We start from the raw sequence: 15,539 nt of genomic DNA, 5'->3' as shown, positions 1-15,539 counted from the left end.
TTTCTAATAGCCGTGCAGATCAATATCTCCGGTTCTTTGTAAAGTCACTTTCTTGCCCATTTTCTTTTGAATTACGCGGAAATGCTGCAGTTCATCATCAGTCAGAATATTAATAGCTGTTCCTTTTTCACCTGCTCGACCCGTTCTTCCGATTCTGTGGATGTAATCTAACGGCGAACGGGGCAATTCGTAATTAATGACGCAAGGCAAAGCATCGATGTGGATTCCACGACCGATTAAATCTGTGGCAACCAAAATCTGAGCACCGTTCACTTTGAATTCTTCAAGATTGTTTCGGCGCGCACCTTGTGATTTCTGGCTGTGGATGGCGACGGCTTTGATTTTGTTTTTCTTTAATTTTTCTACCAGATTGTCAGCAGATCGGGTAGAAGAGACAAAGATCAACGCTTTTTCCACTTTCTTTTCTTTGATCAAATATCTTAAAAATGGACCTTTATTTTCTGGAGAAACGTGGTAGGCGATCTGCTCGATATCATCGATTGTCACCTCTTCTTTTTTGACTTCGATCAAAGTTGGATTGATGGAAAGGCGTTCCTTCATTTCGGAAACTTTATCGTCTAAAGTAGCTGAAAACAAAGTCGTCTGCTTCATCACAGGCATCAGACCGAAAAGCTTATTCATCTCCTCGCCGAAACCTAGTTGGAACATTTTGTCCGCCTCATCGATGACCAAATGCCGGATTCCGGAGACACTGAGTGCATTGTGGTCAATCAAATCAAGCAATCTTCCTGGCGTCGCAATCAAGACTTCTACACCAAACATTCCTTTCATTTGCGGATTGATGGAAACACCGCCGTAAACAGCCATTGTTCGGATTTCACGCTTTAAGTTATCTGTGAAAGCCCGGAAAACTTCATCGATCTGAATCGCCAATTCGCGCGTCGGAACCAATATCAATACGTGAACGTTACGATCTTTTTTAATTTCAGCATTTTGAAGTTTTTCCAAGATAGGCATTACAAAACAAGCCGTTTTTCCCGAGCCGGTTTGTGCAATTCCCATCAGATCTTTTCCCTGCAAAATCACGGGAATCGCCTGCTCCTGGATTGGAAACGGCTTCAGATAACCTAATTTTTTGACAGAACTGATGATATTGCTTGATAATCCTAACGACTCGAATGACATAAAATATTGATTTGCTGCAAAGATAAGGTATTGATCTTAGTTTCTATTGACTTTTAGAATTGAAGATTTTTTTGAATTTTTCGCAAATCATAGTTTCGTTATCTGAAAAATTTATAAAGAATTCAGCTTGCCAAAGTTTGGTTTTCTCAGCTTGCCTGCTGTTTGGGAAATGCCAGTCTGCATAAATTCTGAAACCTCGTTTTCCGGTTTTCACGTCGCTTGAAATCAAATTTTCCTTTTCTAAAACGGTCTTGGGAAAAATGAAAAGTCCTGAATTCATATTTTCCTCAATACAGATCATATAACAATCGAAATCATCATTGATGTCAAATGGAACAGTTTTTCCATCCGGATCTCGCTTCCAAAACGTTACGAATTGCCCGACTTTTTTAGGCGTCAGTTTTGATTTTCTGAATTTGATTTTGGTTTGATTGATTTTGAAATTAAAACCAAGATAATCTTCACATTCCGGGTCGGGAGTCAGTTCAGATATTTCCAAATTTAAAGGTCTGAAAACCAAGTCGTTTAACGCCGCTATTTCTTTAATCATCATTTAAGTAAAAGAAAAATCGCCGTCTCCGTCTGTAAAATTAAAATCGAAATCTTTGCCCAGTTTTTTTCTGAACGCTTTGTGAATCATATATTTTCGTTCCAAAGGTCGTTTGTAAAGCGCTTTCGGTGTTTTGGTTTTTGCTATTGCAGAATTGAGTGCATCGTCATAGATTGTCATCATTTTGATTTTGTACTTCCTGATAATTTTCGGTAATATCTCTGCAGTAAGATTTAAATTTCCGAAATAATAAAGCACTTTCAAATGTCCATTTCTCACAGAGCAAAGCATTGCCGCCACGATTTGCTGATTCTGATAAACCGAAACCCAAAACATATCATACGTTTTTGAAAAGGAAGAAAAAAGATAATTGGGCTGTTCTTTTTCTGTGGATAGCCACGGAAAATCCAGCATCCAATGGAACTCTTGCGCACCTCTTCCAATCGGATTTTTCTGTTGTCTGGAAATGAATTTTTCCAGATTCTGATCTGTGCTTTTCGAAATTTTGTAAAGGTGATTTTTATTTTTGCCCAAATAAGGAATAAAAATATTCACGAGATTATCAAAACGTTTCAGCCATTTTTTGTTCTTCTCATAAACTTCTTTTTTCGAAGGCAAAAGCTCCGCCAGATTCGATTTGAAATAATATCGGATGGCTTTCTTAGTCTGCAGGTCTTCGAACATTCCGATTTTTTGGTAAAGCCTTTCTGCACTTGGAGTAAACTCTGTGACAATGAGGTTTTGTGAATAGGCTTTTTCTGCTGCAAAAAGAAGTTGCGGTGCGATATTCATCCCGCGGAAATTCTCGCTTACAAATAAGGTTGAGAGCCAGCCAAAATGAATTTTTTCGCCGTTGGCCAGTGTTAAATCATCGGGTAAGATTCCAAAATATCCTGCTAATTCATCGTCATCATAAGCCAGAAAAAGTAAAATGTCATTTTCCCCGGCGCGTGGATTGTGAATGTGAGAAATCTCTCTGAAACTCGAAATCGGAGCAAAGGGAAACTTTTGAAAATCTTCAGAAGTTGTAAATCCTTTGAGTTGCTGCTTGTTGAGTCCGACGATATTCATCACAGAAAAATAGTTTCAACAAAGATAAGCAAGACTGGACTTAAAGCATCATTTCAGCTTCTGATAATCATATTTTTATTGAATTTCTTTAATAATTGGTAATAGAAAATCTCATTTTTCAGAATTTCTTCTGCTGAGTAATTTCCAATTTCGATCGGGATTCTCTGCAAATTTTTAGCGTAAGAATCGAGTTTGAGACCTGCAGCTCCGAATGTGAATTTCAAATCTGGATTATGACTGAAAATAGAATCAAAGAATTTGTTAGTCACCAAATGATCAGTGAAAGGAAATGCAAAAGTGTCGGTCAAAAATTGATTTTGATCCATAAAATCTAAAGATTTCTGCGTGTTTTCTAATTGTTCCGACAATGACAGCTGATTGTAAAGCGGATGATCCCAGCCGTGAGAACTGATGCCGAAACCATCATTCCTTAATTTGAATAATTGATCTGTAGTAAGATAAACCGGATTTTTTTTGAGATAATTTTCTACATCAATTTCTAGAAATTCTGCAATTTCATTGAGCTGATTTTGATTTTTAAAATTAATTTTCAGAATCGAATTGAGATTGTTTTTTACGTCATCCCCAAAATTTTGAAATTCTGAAATTTTATTTTGAAGCGCTCTGTTTTCTTTGACTTCAGAAACGATTAAGCTGGCTTTATTTCGCCACATCAATTCCTTATTATCAATGAATTTCGGATTGATAAAGTTGACGGCGTAGATTCCTTTGCGCTTGAGAATGGGAACGATAACATCGTAAAACTCACTGTAGCCATCATCAAAAGTCAGAAAAATGGTTGGTTTTTTAGTTTTAACTTTTTCAATTTTGTTTTTCAAAAAAGTATTCCAGTCGACAAATTCGAAATGCCTGAGAAGAAAATCAAGATCGTTTTCAAATTGTTTTGCAGAGCGGTAATGAAACAAATGTTTGACGTGCTTCACGTCCTGATCCGAAACCAAATGGTAAACCAAAATCAAATCGTGAAAAGACAGTTTCTGAGAAAATTTCTCGAAAGAAATAGTCTTAGTAATTGGATTTGAAAGTCTAAAAAATTTGGTTTTAAAACTCATTGGAAAAAGCTTTGCCAAAGATAATCATCTTTGGCAAAGCTGTATTTATTTTGAAATTAATTTATTTCACGATCTTCATCTCGTTCAACAGCCATTTTGAGTCTGCATATTTATCAATCACGAATAAGATATATTTGGTGTCTACCATAATATTTCTGCACAATTTTGGATCATAGTTGATGTCGCTCATCGTGCCTTCCCATTGTCTGTCGAAGTTGAGACCGATTAGGTTTCCGTAAGCATCCAAAGCAGGACTTCCAGAGTTACCGCCAGTTGTGTGGTTGGTCGCCGTAAAATTCACTGGAACATCGCCTGTTTTATCTTTATAAACACCATAATCTTTGGAGTTGTACAGGCTGATTAGTTTTTTAGGCAAATCGAATTCATAATCTCCAGGGATATATTTTTCCATCACGCCCGCCAAGTGCGTCTGGTAACCGTAAGAGACAGCATCTCTTGGCTCTGAACCTTTCACCTGTCCGTAGGTCACACGCAAAGTCGAATTGGCATCCGGGAAGAATTTGCGGTCTTTATCCGTTTCCATTTGCTGTGCCATAAATTTCTTTTGCAAAGCATCAATATCAGTTTGAAGAGCATTGACTTTCGCATCTGTTGTCGCCAAATAAGAACTTTTGAAAGAACCGTACATCTGAACGAATGGATCTTTTTTAAGATTTTCTACCAGCGTTTTTTGATCTGTGAAGAATTTGTTGACATCCGTTGCTTTCACGCCGTTCATATTTCCTCTTCCTGTAATGATCGATGCTTTGGAAACATTTTCCATCATTCCAAGATTTTTATTGACATCTTTAAGCTGTCCAAAATCTTTTGGCAAAAACTGAGGAGGCGTTTTGTCAGCGTAGAGTGCCAAAACTTTAGCTGTCACTTTTGCGTCCAGTTCCGCATCGTAATCTTTGTAAAGCTCCGTCAGTCTGGCTTTCAAAGCTTCAAGATTTTTTGCATCCATTTTTCCGGCTTCGTAGCTTTGGATGTAGTTGGAATAGATTCCAGCCAAGGTAAAAGTTTCAGAATTTCTTACAATTTCGGAATAATAAGCTTTGTGAAGATTGTAAGGCGCCTGTTCGTTATATTTTTGATTGAGCTGATCAATTGTTGGCTTGATGGCTGGATTTTTTGAGATCAAAGTTTGCTCGTACTGCTTTTTCTTCTCAACCGCATTTGATTTTTTAAGACCTTCTACTTCGCCGATCCATTTTTTCCAATAGTTGGCAACTCTCGCATATTTAGACGCATACTGAATCTTCGTTGCAGGATTGATTCTCATCTTCTCATCCAATGTTTTCAAAGCTACATCACGCACAGCAATCATTGCAGGATCGGTTTCTTTCATAATCTTTTCCACTGCAATTGCTGGCAAATACTCCGTTGTTCTTCCAGGGAAACCAAATACAAAAGTGAAATCGTCCTCTTTCTTATCTTTTACAGAAATCGGAAGGAAATGTTTCGGTGTGTACGGAATATTGTCTTTGGAATATTCAGCCGGTTTGTTGTTTTTATCAGCATAAATTCTGAACATCGAGAAATCTCCGGTATGTCTCGGCCAAACCCAATTGTCTGTGTCAGAACCGTATTTTCCGATCGCTGATGGCGGTGCTCCGACAAGGCGAATATCTTTAAAAGTCTCGATCACGTAAGCATAAAACTTATTCCCGTAATACATCGATCTTACAGAAATCGTCTGGTAAGATTCCGTTTTCTGAACTTTTTTATAAGCCTCAATATTTTCATTGATTTTCTTAGTCAGATCAGCTCCGGTAAGGTTTTCCGTCCCTGGAAGGATCTGAGCCGTAACTTCTTTGATGTCGGTGATGAAATCAACTGTTACACCTGGATTTGGCAATTCTCCGGTCATATCTTTTGCCCAGAAACCGTTGGTAAGAAGGTCATTCTCAACCGTAGAGTGCGCCTGGATGTTGTCATAACCACAATGATGATTGGTTAATAAAAGTCCTTTTGGAGAAATCACTTCAGCCGTACAACCGCCATCAAATTGCACCACGGCATCTTTGATACTCGCTTTATCCGGATTGAAAATATCTTTTGCGGAAATTTTCATCCCCAGACTTTTCATTTCTTTTTCATTAAGTTCCGTTGGGATCCACATTCCGCCGTATTGCTGGCCAAAAGCCATAACAGCCGGAAGAAGTAGGGCTGATAGAAGAATTTTTCTTTTCATTATATCAAAATATCAATTTATAAACGTCACGAATTTAAAGAAAATAATCTGAACGGGATTATACTTCAGCAACTATCAAAAAAAATAGAACCTAATATTAGATTCTATAGATTTTATAATGGTTGATTTCCTTCAGATGTATTTTTGACATTCAATCTATCTTCTACATATTCGATTGTTGTTTTCCCGTGCGGTTTCGGATTTCCATCCTCGTCCAACGCTACGAAAACAAGTCTTTCGATGGTGATGATCTTCTGGTGCGTCATTTTATTTCTAACCTCGCATCTCAATGTTAGCGATGATCTCCCGAATTCAACCGCTTCGATTCCTATCTCAATGATATCGCCTTGTTTTGCTGAACTCACAAAATTGATTTCCGAGATATATTTGGTAACTGTCCTAGAATTTTCCAATTGAATAATGGCATACAGCGCTGCCTCTTCATCAATCCATTGAAGCAATCTCCCTCCGAAAAGCGAATGATTAGGATTAAGGTCTTCCGGTTTGATCCATTTTCTGGTGTGGTAATTCATCATGACTCTGTACTGTTTTAAGATGGTGCAAAGGTAAGATTTTACTCTAAATTTAAAGGTTTAATCGGATAGAAATTGCCAATGGACAAATTAATTTTTTGAAATATGAGCCTAAATCTTTTGGTTGGATTTTTGATTCCCTAGAATCTTAGTATTTTTGTAAAAATTTTTAGAAATGTCAAAAGTTAAAATCGGAACTGTTCAGATGTCTTGCGTTGCAGACAAGCAGCAAAACCTGGACAAAGCCATTGAAAAAATAAGAGAGGCCGCTGCAAAAGGCGCACAGATCGTTTGTTTGCAAGAGCTTTTCACATCCTTATATTTCTGCGATGTCGAAGATTATGACAACTTCGACTTGGCAGAAGCGATACCGGGACCTTCAACAGACGCTTTGTCTCCTGTTGCAAAAGATTTGGGCGTTGTTATCATCGCGTCATTATTCGAAAAAAGAGCTCAGGGACTTTATCACAATACAACCGCGGTGATTGATGCAGACGGAACTTATCTCGGCAAATACCGAAAAATGCATATTCCGGACGATCCAGCTTTTTACGAGAAATTCTATTTCACGCCAGGCGATCTGGGCTATAAGATTTTCCCGACGAAATTTGGAAAAGTTGGTGTCCTGATCTGTTGGGACCAATGGTATCCGGAAGCATCAAGAATCACAGCTTTGATGGGTGCCGACATTATGTTCTACCCGACAGCGATTGGCTGGGACACCACTCAGGACGAAGAAACAAACAAAGACCAATACAACGCTTGGCAAACCATCCAACGTTCTCACTCGGTAGCAAACGGACTTCCTGTAGTTTCTGTGAATAGAGTAGGCTATGAGCAAGATGGCGCTATGAAATTCTGGGGCGGAAGTTTTGTGACAAACGCTCAAGGAAAATTATTATATCTCGCTTCTCACGACAAAGAAGAAGTGGAAGTGACGGAAGTTGACCTGGCACAAACAGATTATATGAGAAAGCACTGGCCATTCTTGAGAGACAGAAGGATTGAGACCTATTCGCCGATTACAAAACGTTTTATTGACGAGGATTAATGACAATAGATAAAGATTTCAATCCATTAGAAAATGGATATGTTTTTCCCGCAGAATGGGAAGAGCACGAGGCAACCTGGCTTTCCTGGCCTCATAAAGAAGAATCTTGGCCAGAAAGAATTGATTTGATTTACCCAGCTTACGCCAAATTCATTGCTGAACTCACGAAAGGCGAATTCGTTTGCATCAATGTGAAAGATCAGGAAATGCAGGCTTTCGCAATGGAACATATTTCCAAAGCTGGCGCAGATATTTCGAAAGTCGAATTTTATTTCCACGAAACGAATGACGCCTGGTGCAGAGATCACGGTCCTGCTTTCTTGGTTAATAAAAACGGAGAAGAGCCTCAAAAGATAATTATTGATTGGGGTTTCAACGCGTGGGGCGGAAAATATCCACCATTTGAATTGGATGATGTCATTCCAACGAAAATTGCTGAACAAAAAGGATTGCCAGTTCTTTATCCAGGCATTATTATGGAAGGTGGTTCGGTTGAATTCAATGGTGCTGGAACGGTTTTAACTTCCAAATCTTGTCTGCTCAATGAAAATAGAAATCCACATCTTTCTCAGGAAGAAGTAGAAGATTATTTGAAAAAATATTACGGACAAAAACAAGTCCTTTGGGTAGATGACGGCATTATTGGTGACGATACGGACGGACACGTGGATGACACGATCAGATTTGTAAATGAAGACACCGTTCTAACTGTTGTTGAAGACGATAAAGAAGATGACAATTACGAGATCCTTCAAACCAACCTTCGTCAATTAAAAGAAATGAAATTGTTGGACGGAAGACCTCTAAATATCATCGAACTTCCAATGCCAGATCCGGTTTATTGTGATGGACAAAGATTGCCAGCGTCTTACGCTAATTTCTACATCGCCAACAAATCTGTGATCGTTCCAACTTACAATTGCAATAAAGATCAAGTTGCTTTGGACATCATCCAAAAATGTTTCCCAGAAAGGGAAGTGGTGGGCATTGATTCCACGGATATTATTTGGGGCTTGGGAAGTTTCCACTGCCTCAGTCAACAAGAACCTTTGGTTTAAAATACAGATCCGCGAAACAGGCGGATCTTTTAATTTTTCAATTTAAATAATGAGCGAAATACAGACTACCGAACAGGTCAAAAAATATCTTCCTTTTATTTTGGGAACAGCCATTTTTATGCAAATGCTGGATTCCACGATTCTGAACACCTCTTTACCATCAATCGCCAGAGATCTGCAGGAATCGCCTTTGGATATGCAGAATGCGATCATTAGTTATGTGTTGACTTTGGCTTTGTTTATGCCGGTCAGCGGTTTTTTGGCGGATAAGTTCGGGACAAAAAGGATTTTCATTCTTTCTCTCGCTGTATTTTCTGTCGGATCTTTATTTTGTTCTTTATCGCAGGATTTGACCCAATTGGTGATTTCAAGAATTGTCCAAGGAATTGGCGGAAGTTTGATGACGCCCGTCGGGAAATTAGCTTTGATCAGGGCTTTCAACAAAAATGAACTTTTAAAAGCGATGAATTTCGCTATCATTCCAGCCTTGATCGGACCAGTGATGGGACCTTTGGTTGGCGGATATATGGTGGATTATTTGAGTTGGCACTGGATTTTTTTAATTAATATTCCAATCGGATTGATAGGAATAATTCTGAGTTTGAAATATATGCCCAATTACAAATCGCCTGTCATCGACTTCGATTTGAAAGGGTTTCTCATTTTCGCAATGGCTTCATTGTTACTTTCTGTTTCATTAGAATTATTGGGAAATGCGCAAAATATCACGCCAGTTCTTTTGGTTTTGGTCTTGGGATTTTTGATGCTTTACTTTTATTACAAACACGCCAAAACAGACAATAATCCGATTTTTCCATTGAATCTTTTTCAGGTTCGGACGTTCCGTGTTGGGATTTTAGGAAATCTTGCGACAAGGCTGGGAATCAGTTCAATTCCGCTTTTGGTTCCGTTGATGATCCAGATCGCATACGGACAATCGGCGCTAACTTCAGGTTGGATAGTTGCACCGATGGCACTTACGGCGATGTTTGGAAAATCTTACGTGATCGGGATTTTGGATAAATTTGGTTACCGCAAAACTTTAATGACCAACACGTTTGTAATTGGCGTTTTGATTTGCTGTTTGGCAATTCCCACGGTTCAAAGTTCGATTTATTGGTACATTCCGATCTTGTTGGTTCTAGGTTTTTTCAACTCCATCCAGTTTACATCGATGAACACGATTTCGATTGCCGATTTGCGACCATATCAAAATAGCAGTGGAAATTCTTTGGTTTCGGTCAATCAGCAGTTTGCAGTTGGATTCGGGATCGCGTTTGGTTTGATAGTTTTGAAATTGTTCGAAGGCGATACGACTTTCATTAAGAACGAAGTTCACAACGCGTTTCGATACACCTTTTTGATTGTCGGATCTCTCACGATTCTTTCCGGTTTCGTTTTCCGAAGACTCAATTTCCGTGATGGCGATAATATGAAATCGGTTTAAAATTTGTACGATTTAACTTCGTCGAACCTTAAGTTTTGGGCAGCTTTATCCGCCTTCCACTCCCAATCTTTTTTGCAGACGATTTCAGTTTAATTGAACTCGAATACCACGCAAAAAAGGATTTCCGTTCAAGTCGGGCTGCGAATTTCGATATAAAAAGACGATTTGTTAAAATATAAATTTTTCTATCTTTAAAAATTAAAAACTTCTCAAGATGGCAAAAAACAAAACCACCGAAAACAACCTTTCCGTAGATGATTACATCAATAATATCACCGATGAAAAACGCCAAAATGATGTTAGAGAATTGGTGAAAATTTTCGAGGCAACATCAGGATTTCCACCTAAAATGTGGGGCGAGGCCATTTTGGATTTGGAAGTTATCATTACAAATATGAAAGCGGTCACGAGGGCGACGCACCTTTGGCCGGACTTTCAAATCGGGTTGCTCAGATCTCGCTTTATGTTTATCAGGAAATTGATGACAAGGAAAATCTATTCTCACAATTGGGAAAAGTCAAAACTGCAAAAGCCTGCATCTACATCAAGAAACTGGAAGATATTAACATCGATGTTTTGAAAAAGATCATTACCACTTCCATCAAAACCATTCAAAAGATCTACAGCTAAATGGATTTTACAAACTTGCTTGCTACGGAAGTTCAGACCTTCATCAACCAAAATATTGACAGTGACATCAATAAATTATTATTAAAAAAATCACCGTTTCCAAATGTGACGATGCAGGAGATCGTTCAACAGATCAAGGGCAAAAAAGTCGCGCAGAGAAAGTTTCCATTCTTATTGAATGAGAACATTATTTTTCCGCCAAATCTCAATCTGGAACAAGCTTCATCGCAATCCACAGCAGAATATAAAGCCAAAGATCTAAAAGGAAAATCATTCCTCGACTTGACCTCAGGTTTCGGAATTGACGCTTTTTTTCTATCTCAAAATTTCGAAGAAGTAACTTTGGTGGAGCAAAATCCACAATTGATCAAAATCGTTGAGCACAACTGGAAAACTTTACACCGGAAAGCAAATTTTATCAATCAAAATCTTGAAGAATTTTTAGAAATTAATAAAGAGAAGTTTGATATCGTTTATTTGGATCCTGCGCGAAGGGATCAGAATAACAAAAAGAAATTCCTGCTTGAAGATCTTTCGCCAAATCTTTTAGAAATTGAAGAACATCTTAACTCAATTTCAAACAGGATCATTGTGAAACTTTCACCATTGATCGATATTTCATATTTGGTTTCGGAACTTCAAAACATCAATGAAATCAAAATCATCGCCTTTAGAAATGAGGTAAAGGAATTGGTTTTAATTATCGAAAATAAACCATCAACTGTCAAACAACAACCAACAACTATAAGCTGTATCAACTTGGAATCTGATGAACCAGAATTTTCTTTTTATATTAATGAAGAAAAAACTGCAACGTCAGAATTCTCAGAAACCCTGAAATTCATTTATATTCCAAACAATTCAATGCTGAAAGCGGGCGCATTCAATGTTATTTCAGAAAAATTTGGATTGAAGAAACTGCACTCAAATACGCATTTCTACACTTCGGAACATAAAATAGAAAACTTTCCCGGAAGGATTTTGGAAGTTGAAAAGATTGATGGAAAGGATTTAAAAAAGAATGACCAGTTCAATATCATTTCCAAGAATTATCCCTTGAAACCCGACGAAATCAAGAAAAAATACAAGCTGAAAGATGGCGGAAACCGTTATCTGATATTCACGCAGAGCATCAACGGAAAGGAGATCCTGAGAAGCGTTTGATTTAATGTATTGATTAACAAAATTTTAAATAGATGTTAATTAATGTAGCTTATTTTTAAAAATAATTAAATGAGCGTTCATCTTACCATAAAAATTCACTACATTTGCACGCGTAAAAAATAGATATGCAAAATATTAGAAATATAGCGATTATCGCACACGTTGACCACGGAAAAACAACTTTGGTTGACAAAATTATCCACGCCACAAACATCTTCCGTGAAAATCAGGAGAGTGGTGATTTGATTATGGATAACAACGATCTTGAGAGAGAAAGAGGGATTACGATTTTGTCAAAAAACATCTCTGTAACTTATAAAGACGTTAAAATCAACGTTATCGATACACCTGGTCACGCCGATTTTGGTGGTGAGGTAGAAAGAGTATTGAAAATGGCTGATGGTGTTGTTTTGTTGGTAGATGCCTTCGAAGGACCAATGCCACAGACAAGATTCGTACTTCAGAAAGCTTTGGAACTTGGATTGAGACCTCTAGTGGTTATCAATAAAGTAGATAAGCCAAACTGTCGTCCGGACGAAGTTCACGATCAAGTTTTTGACCTTTTCTTCAACTTGGATGCAACTGAGGAGCAATTGGATTTCCCAACGTTCTACGGTTCATCTAAACAAGGTTGGTTCAACACTTCATTAGAACAAACTGACAACATTTTCCCACTATTGGACGGGATCTTAGAATACGTTCCAGAACCGAAAGTAGAAGAAGGTAACCTTCAGATGCAGATCGTTTCCCTTGACTATTCTTCTTTCTTAGGAAGAATCGCGATCGGAAAAGTGATCAGAGGTGAGATCAAAGAAGCTCAATGGATCGGATTGGCGCAAGCTGACGGAAAAATATTGAAAGGAAAAGTAAAAGAACTTTATATTTTCGAAGGTCTTGGAAAGAAAAAAGTAGCGGAAGTGAAAGCTGGAGATATCTGTGCTGTTGTAGGTTTCGATGCTTTCCAAATTGGAGATTCTTTCGTAGATCTAGAAAATCCAGAACCATTGCCAAGAACTTCTATTGATGAGCCAACGTTGAATATGACGTTCTCTATCAACAATTCACCGTTCTTCGGAAAAGATGGTAAATATGTAACTTCCAATCACCTGAAAGAAAGATTGACCAAAGAATTAGAGAAAAACTTGGCATTGAGAGTACAACAGACTGATGATGCAAACACTTTCCTAGTTTTTGGTAGAGGTATTCTTCACTTGTCAGTTTTGATTGAAACGATGAGAAGAGAAGGTTACGAAATGACAATTGGTCAGCCACAGGTTATCTTGAGAGAGATCGACGGAGAAAAATGTGAGCCTTACGAATCTTTGGTTGTTGATGTTCCAGAAGAATTTGCTTCTAGAGTTATCGACTTGGCAACTCAGAGAAAAGGAGATCTTCACATTATGGAAACTAAAGGTGAGATGCAGCATATGGAATTCGAGATTCCTTCCAGAGGTTTGATCGGATTGCGTTCTCAGATGTTGACAGCTACTGCTGGTGAAGCTATTATGGCGCACCGTTTCACAGAATACAAACCTTTCAAAGGGGCAATTCCTGGAAGAAGTAATGGTGTATTGATCAGCAAAACTCAAGGTCCAGCAACTGAATATTCTATTGCGAAACTACAAGATAGAGGTAAGTTCTATGTTGATCCGGGCGAGGAGATCTACGCTGGTATGGTGATCGGTGAGCAAAACAAGCCAGGTGACTTGGTTGTAAACATCGTTGAAGCTAAACAGTTGAACAATATGAGAGCTTCTGGAAAAGATAAAGATACAGGTGTTGCACCAAAGATCTTGTTCTCTCTTGAAGAATGTATGGAATATATCCAAGCTGATGAAGCGATCGAGGTGACTCCTAACTTCATCCGTATGAGAAAGAAGATTCTTTCTGAAGAAGAAAGAAAAAGAGTGGAAAGAGGCGCTAAGTCTTAATCTAATCTTAATTAATATTTAAAGTCCTCAGAAATGGGGACTTTTTTATTATATTCGATCTTCAAAATTCAAAATCATATTTAGATTTCATTTTATGAATCATAAACGCCAGTTCCAATTTTTTTGGTTGATCTTAATTTCTGTTCTAATTTACAATTGTTCTCCTCAGAAAAAGCAAGTTAGCAAGATCAAAACGCCACCTTCAAAACCCGTTATCAAATCAGTTCCGACCAACATAAAAGTTGAAGATAATTATCGTGTGGATCTGCCGGCGATCAACAGAGAATTTCGTGGGGCTTGGATCGCCTCAGTTGCGAATATCAACTGGCCGTCCAGAACGAATCTTACATCAGAACAACAGAGATCGGAAGCGATTGAAATGTTGAATATGCTTCAAAACAATAATTTCAATGCGGTGATCTTGCAAGTGCGTCCGTCTGGAGATGCTTTGTACAAAAGTTCTAACGAGCCTTGGTCGTATTTTCTCACTGGCGAAATTGGCAGAGAACCTTATCCTTATTATGACCCTTTGGAATTTTGGGTGGAAGAAGCACACAAACGCGGAATAGAATTGCACGTCTGGCTAAATCCTTACAGAGCGCATCATTCCAACGGTGGAAAAGTAACCTCGCAGTCTTTGGCCAATAAATTTTCGGACGTCACTTACAGATTAAGAAATGGAATGTATTGGTTCGATCCTGCAAGTCTGGTAATCCAAGATCACGTCTCTAAAGTTGTCAATGAATTGGTGAAAAAGTACGACATCGACGCTGTTCACTTCGATGATTATTTTTATCCTTACGCGACTTACAACGGTGGTGCGGATTTTCCCGATTCTAAAACCTGGAATGCGTACAGAAACGCTGGCGGAAATCTTACGAGAGCAGATTGGAGAAGAGATAATGTGAATCGCTTCGTGGAGCGGATTTATAAAGAGATCAAAAACGAAAAGAATTATGTGAAATTTGGGATCAGTCCGTTTGGCATCTGGAAACCGGATTATCCAACGGGAATCAAAGGTTCTTCTCAATACGATGAACTTTATGCTGATGCAAAACTATGGCTCAACAAAGGTTGGGTGGATTATTTCGCACCGCAGTTGTATTGGCCCGTCAATTCCACAGGACAGAGTTTCCCGAGATTATTGGAATGGTGGAAAACTGAGAATAATTTTAATAGACATCTTTGGCCTGGTCTCAACACCGTAGAAATTAAAGTTTCTGATAAACCTTCGGAGATCGTCAATCAAATCGAATTTAGCAGACAGATTTTGAAAGATGACACTGGCGAAATCCATTGGAGCATTGCAGGTTTGACCAAAAGTTACAGTATGCAGAATACTTTGAAGACAAGAGTTTACCAAGACAAAGTTCTGATCCCGAGAAGTCCGTGGTTGAAGACTAACAAGGAACTTTCACAACCAAAATTAAACTTGAAAAATAACGGAGGCAACATCTCCGCAACTTGGAATTCATCCAATGGTGAAAAGGTTTTCCAATGGGTTCTGTTCACAAAATATGGCAACGAATGGCGAACTCAGATCCTGAATGCTGATATTCAAAATATGGAGATCATAAAGTTTTATAATGGAAAGAATCTTAACACCGTTGCCATCAAAGCCATTGACAGATTAGGAAACGAAAGCGATTATAAAGCAGAGAAAGTGAAGTAAAATATTACAGAAATTT

At 38.3% G+C, this 15,539-nt stretch carries 13 protein-coding genes; 7 read left to right on the top strand and 6 right to left on the bottom strand.

Features of this window, described 5'->3' with window-relative positions; all coding sequences use genetic code 11:
• Positions 1 to 3: 3 nt before the first annotated feature.
• The 6 genes from LUD75_RS11300 to LUD75_RS11275 all read right to left on the bottom strand — a co-directional run bounded on the left by LUD75_RS11300 (position 4) and on the right by LUD75_RS11275 (position 6,570).
• Entirely contained in the window at positions 4 to 1,146 is a 1,143-nt protein-coding gene (locus tag LUD75_RS11300) for a DEAD/DEAH box helicase (protein ID WP_232705778.1), read from the bottom strand.
• A gap of 43 nt (positions 1,147 to 1,189) precedes the next feature.
• Positions 1,190 to 1,696: a MepB family protein gene (locus tag LUD75_RS11295; RefSeq protein ID WP_232705777.1), complete on the bottom strand. Its 507-nt coding sequence runs from the start codon at positions 1,694 to 1,696 to the stop codon at positions 1,190 to 1,192.
• 3 nt (positions 1,697 to 1,699) lie between these two features.
• Positions 1,700 to 2,767, bottom strand: coding sequence for a GNAT family N-acetyltransferase (locus LUD75_RS11290; RefSeq protein WP_232705947.1), 1,068 nt, complete (start codon positions 2,765 to 2,767; stop codon positions 1,700 to 1,702).
• Between the two features lie 53 nt (positions 2,768 to 2,820).
• Positions 2,821 to 3,840 carry a polysaccharide deacetylase family protein gene (locus tag LUD75_RS11285; RefSeq protein ID WP_232705776.1) on the bottom strand — a complete coding sequence of 340 codons (1,020 nt, stop codon included), beginning with the start codon at positions 3,838 to 3,840 and terminating at the stop codon, positions 2,821 to 2,823.
• 61 nt (positions 3,841 to 3,901) lie between these two features.
• Entirely contained in the window at positions 3,902 to 6,037 is a 2,136-nt protein-coding gene (locus tag LUD75_RS11280; RefSeq protein WP_232705775.1) for a S46 family peptidase, read from the bottom strand.
• Between the two features lie 113 nt (positions 6,038 to 6,150).
• Entirely contained in the window at positions 6,151 to 6,570 is a 420-nt protein-coding gene (locus LUD75_RS11275) for a hotdog domain-containing protein (protein WP_232705946.1), read from the bottom strand.
• A 175-nt stretch (positions 6,571 to 6,745) separates the two neighbouring features.
• On the opposite strand from LUD75_RS11275, the gene LUD75_RS11270 reads away from it, so the two are divergent.
• The 7 genes from LUD75_RS11270 to LUD75_RS11240 all read left to right on the top strand — a co-directional run bounded on the left by LUD75_RS11270 (position 6,746) and on the right by LUD75_RS11240 (position 15,523).
• Positions 6,746 to 7,621 carry a carbon-nitrogen hydrolase gene (locus LUD75_RS11270; protein WP_232705774.1) on the top strand — a complete coding sequence of 292 codons (876 nt, stop codon included), beginning with the start codon at positions 6,746 to 6,748 and terminating at the stop codon, positions 7,619 to 7,621.
• Positions 7,621 to 8,679, top strand: a complete 1,059-nt coding sequence (locus LUD75_RS11265; RefSeq protein WP_232705773.1) for an agmatine deiminase family protein — start codon at positions 7,621 to 7,623, stop codon at positions 8,677 to 8,679. Before LUD75_RS11270 ends, LUD75_RS11265 begins: the two co-directional genes overlap by 1 nt.
• 49 nt (positions 8,680 to 8,728) lie before the next feature.
• Positions 8,729 to 10,126 (top strand): MFS transporter, encoded by a 1,398-nt coding sequence (locus LUD75_RS11260; RefSeq protein ID WP_232705772.1) that lies wholly within the window; start codon positions 8,729 to 8,731, stop codon positions 10,124 to 10,126.
• 351 nt (positions 10,127 to 10,477) lie between these two features.
• A complete protein-coding gene (locus LUD75_RS11255; RefSeq protein ID WP_232705771.1) occupies positions 10,478 to 10,756 on the top strand; it encodes a DUF1801 domain-containing protein in 279 nt (92 codons plus the stop codon).
• Positions 10,757 to 11,920: a class I SAM-dependent methyltransferase gene (locus LUD75_RS11250; protein WP_232705770.1), complete on the top strand. Its 1,164-nt coding sequence runs from the start codon at positions 10,757 to 10,759 to the stop codon at positions 11,918 to 11,920.
• Positions 11,921 to 12,045: 125 nt separating this feature from the next.
• Positions 12,046 to 13,851: a translational GTPase TypA gene (gene typA / locus LUD75_RS11245; protein ID WP_034974719.1), complete on the top strand. Its 1,806-nt coding sequence runs from the start codon at positions 12,046 to 12,048 to the stop codon at positions 13,849 to 13,851.
• Between the two features lie 94 nt (positions 13,852 to 13,945).
• A complete protein-coding gene (locus LUD75_RS11240) occupies positions 13,946 to 15,523 on the top strand; it encodes a family 10 glycosylhydrolase (RefSeq protein WP_232705769.1) in 1,578 nt (525 codons plus the stop codon).
• The last annotated feature ends 16 nt before the right edge of the window (positions 15,524 to 15,539 follow it).

Origin of the sequence: Epilithonimonas sp. JDS, from assembly GCF_021261315.1 — a bacterium.
In the GTDB taxonomy this organism is placed as follows: domain Bacteria; phylum Bacteroidota; class Bacteroidia; order Flavobacteriales; family Weeksellaceae; genus Epilithonimonas.
The sequence above is the reverse complement of the archived record's forward strand: the minus strand, read 5'-3'. Positions and strand labels throughout refer to the sequence as shown.

Bases quoted from the DNA above. Each gene is read 5' to 3' on its own strand.
- typA (WP_034974719.1), top strand. From the start codon at position 12,046: ATGCAAAATATTAGAAATATAGCGATTATCGCACACGTTGACCACGGA.
- LUD75_RS11280 (WP_232705775.1), bottom strand. From the start codon at position 6,037: ATGAAAAGAAAAATTCTTCTATCAGCCCTACTTCTTCCGGCTGTTATG.
- LUD75_RS11265 (WP_232705773.1), top strand. From the start codon at position 7,621: ATGACAATAGATAAAGATTTCAATCCATTAGAAAATGGATATGTTTTT.
- LUD75_RS11270 (WP_232705774.1), top strand. From the start codon at position 6,746: ATGTCAAAAGTTAAAATCGGAACTGTTCAGATGTCTTGCGTTGCAGAC.
- LUD75_RS11275 (WP_232705946.1), bottom strand. From the start codon at position 6,570: ATGAATTACCACACCAGAAAATGGATCAAACCGGAAGACCTTAATCCT.
- LUD75_RS11290 (WP_232705947.1), bottom strand. From the start codon at position 2,767: ATGAATATCGTCGGACTCAACAAGCAGCAACTCAAAGGATTTACAACT.
- LUD75_RS11300 (WP_232705778.1), bottom strand. From the start codon at position 1,146: ATGTCATTCGAGTCGTTAGGATTATCAAGCAATATCATCAGTTCTGTC.
- LUD75_RS11250 (WP_232705770.1), top strand. From the start codon at position 10,757: ATGGATTTTACAAACTTGCTTGCTACGGAAGTTCAGACCTTCATCAAC.
- LUD75_RS11295 (WP_232705777.1), bottom strand. From the start codon at position 1,696: ATGATTAAAGAAATAGCGGCGTTAAACGACTTGGTTTTCAGACCTTTA.
- LUD75_RS11240 (WP_232705769.1), top strand. From the start codon at position 13,946: ATGAATCATAAACGCCAGTTCCAATTTTTTTGGTTGATCTTAATTTCT.
- LUD75_RS11260 (WP_232705772.1), top strand. From the start codon at position 8,729: ATGAGCGAAATACAGACTACCGAACAGGTCAAAAAATATCTTCCTTTT.
- LUD75_RS11285 (WP_232705776.1), bottom strand. From the start codon at position 3,840: ATGAGTTTTAAAACCAAATTTTTTAGACTTTCAAATCCAATTACTAAG.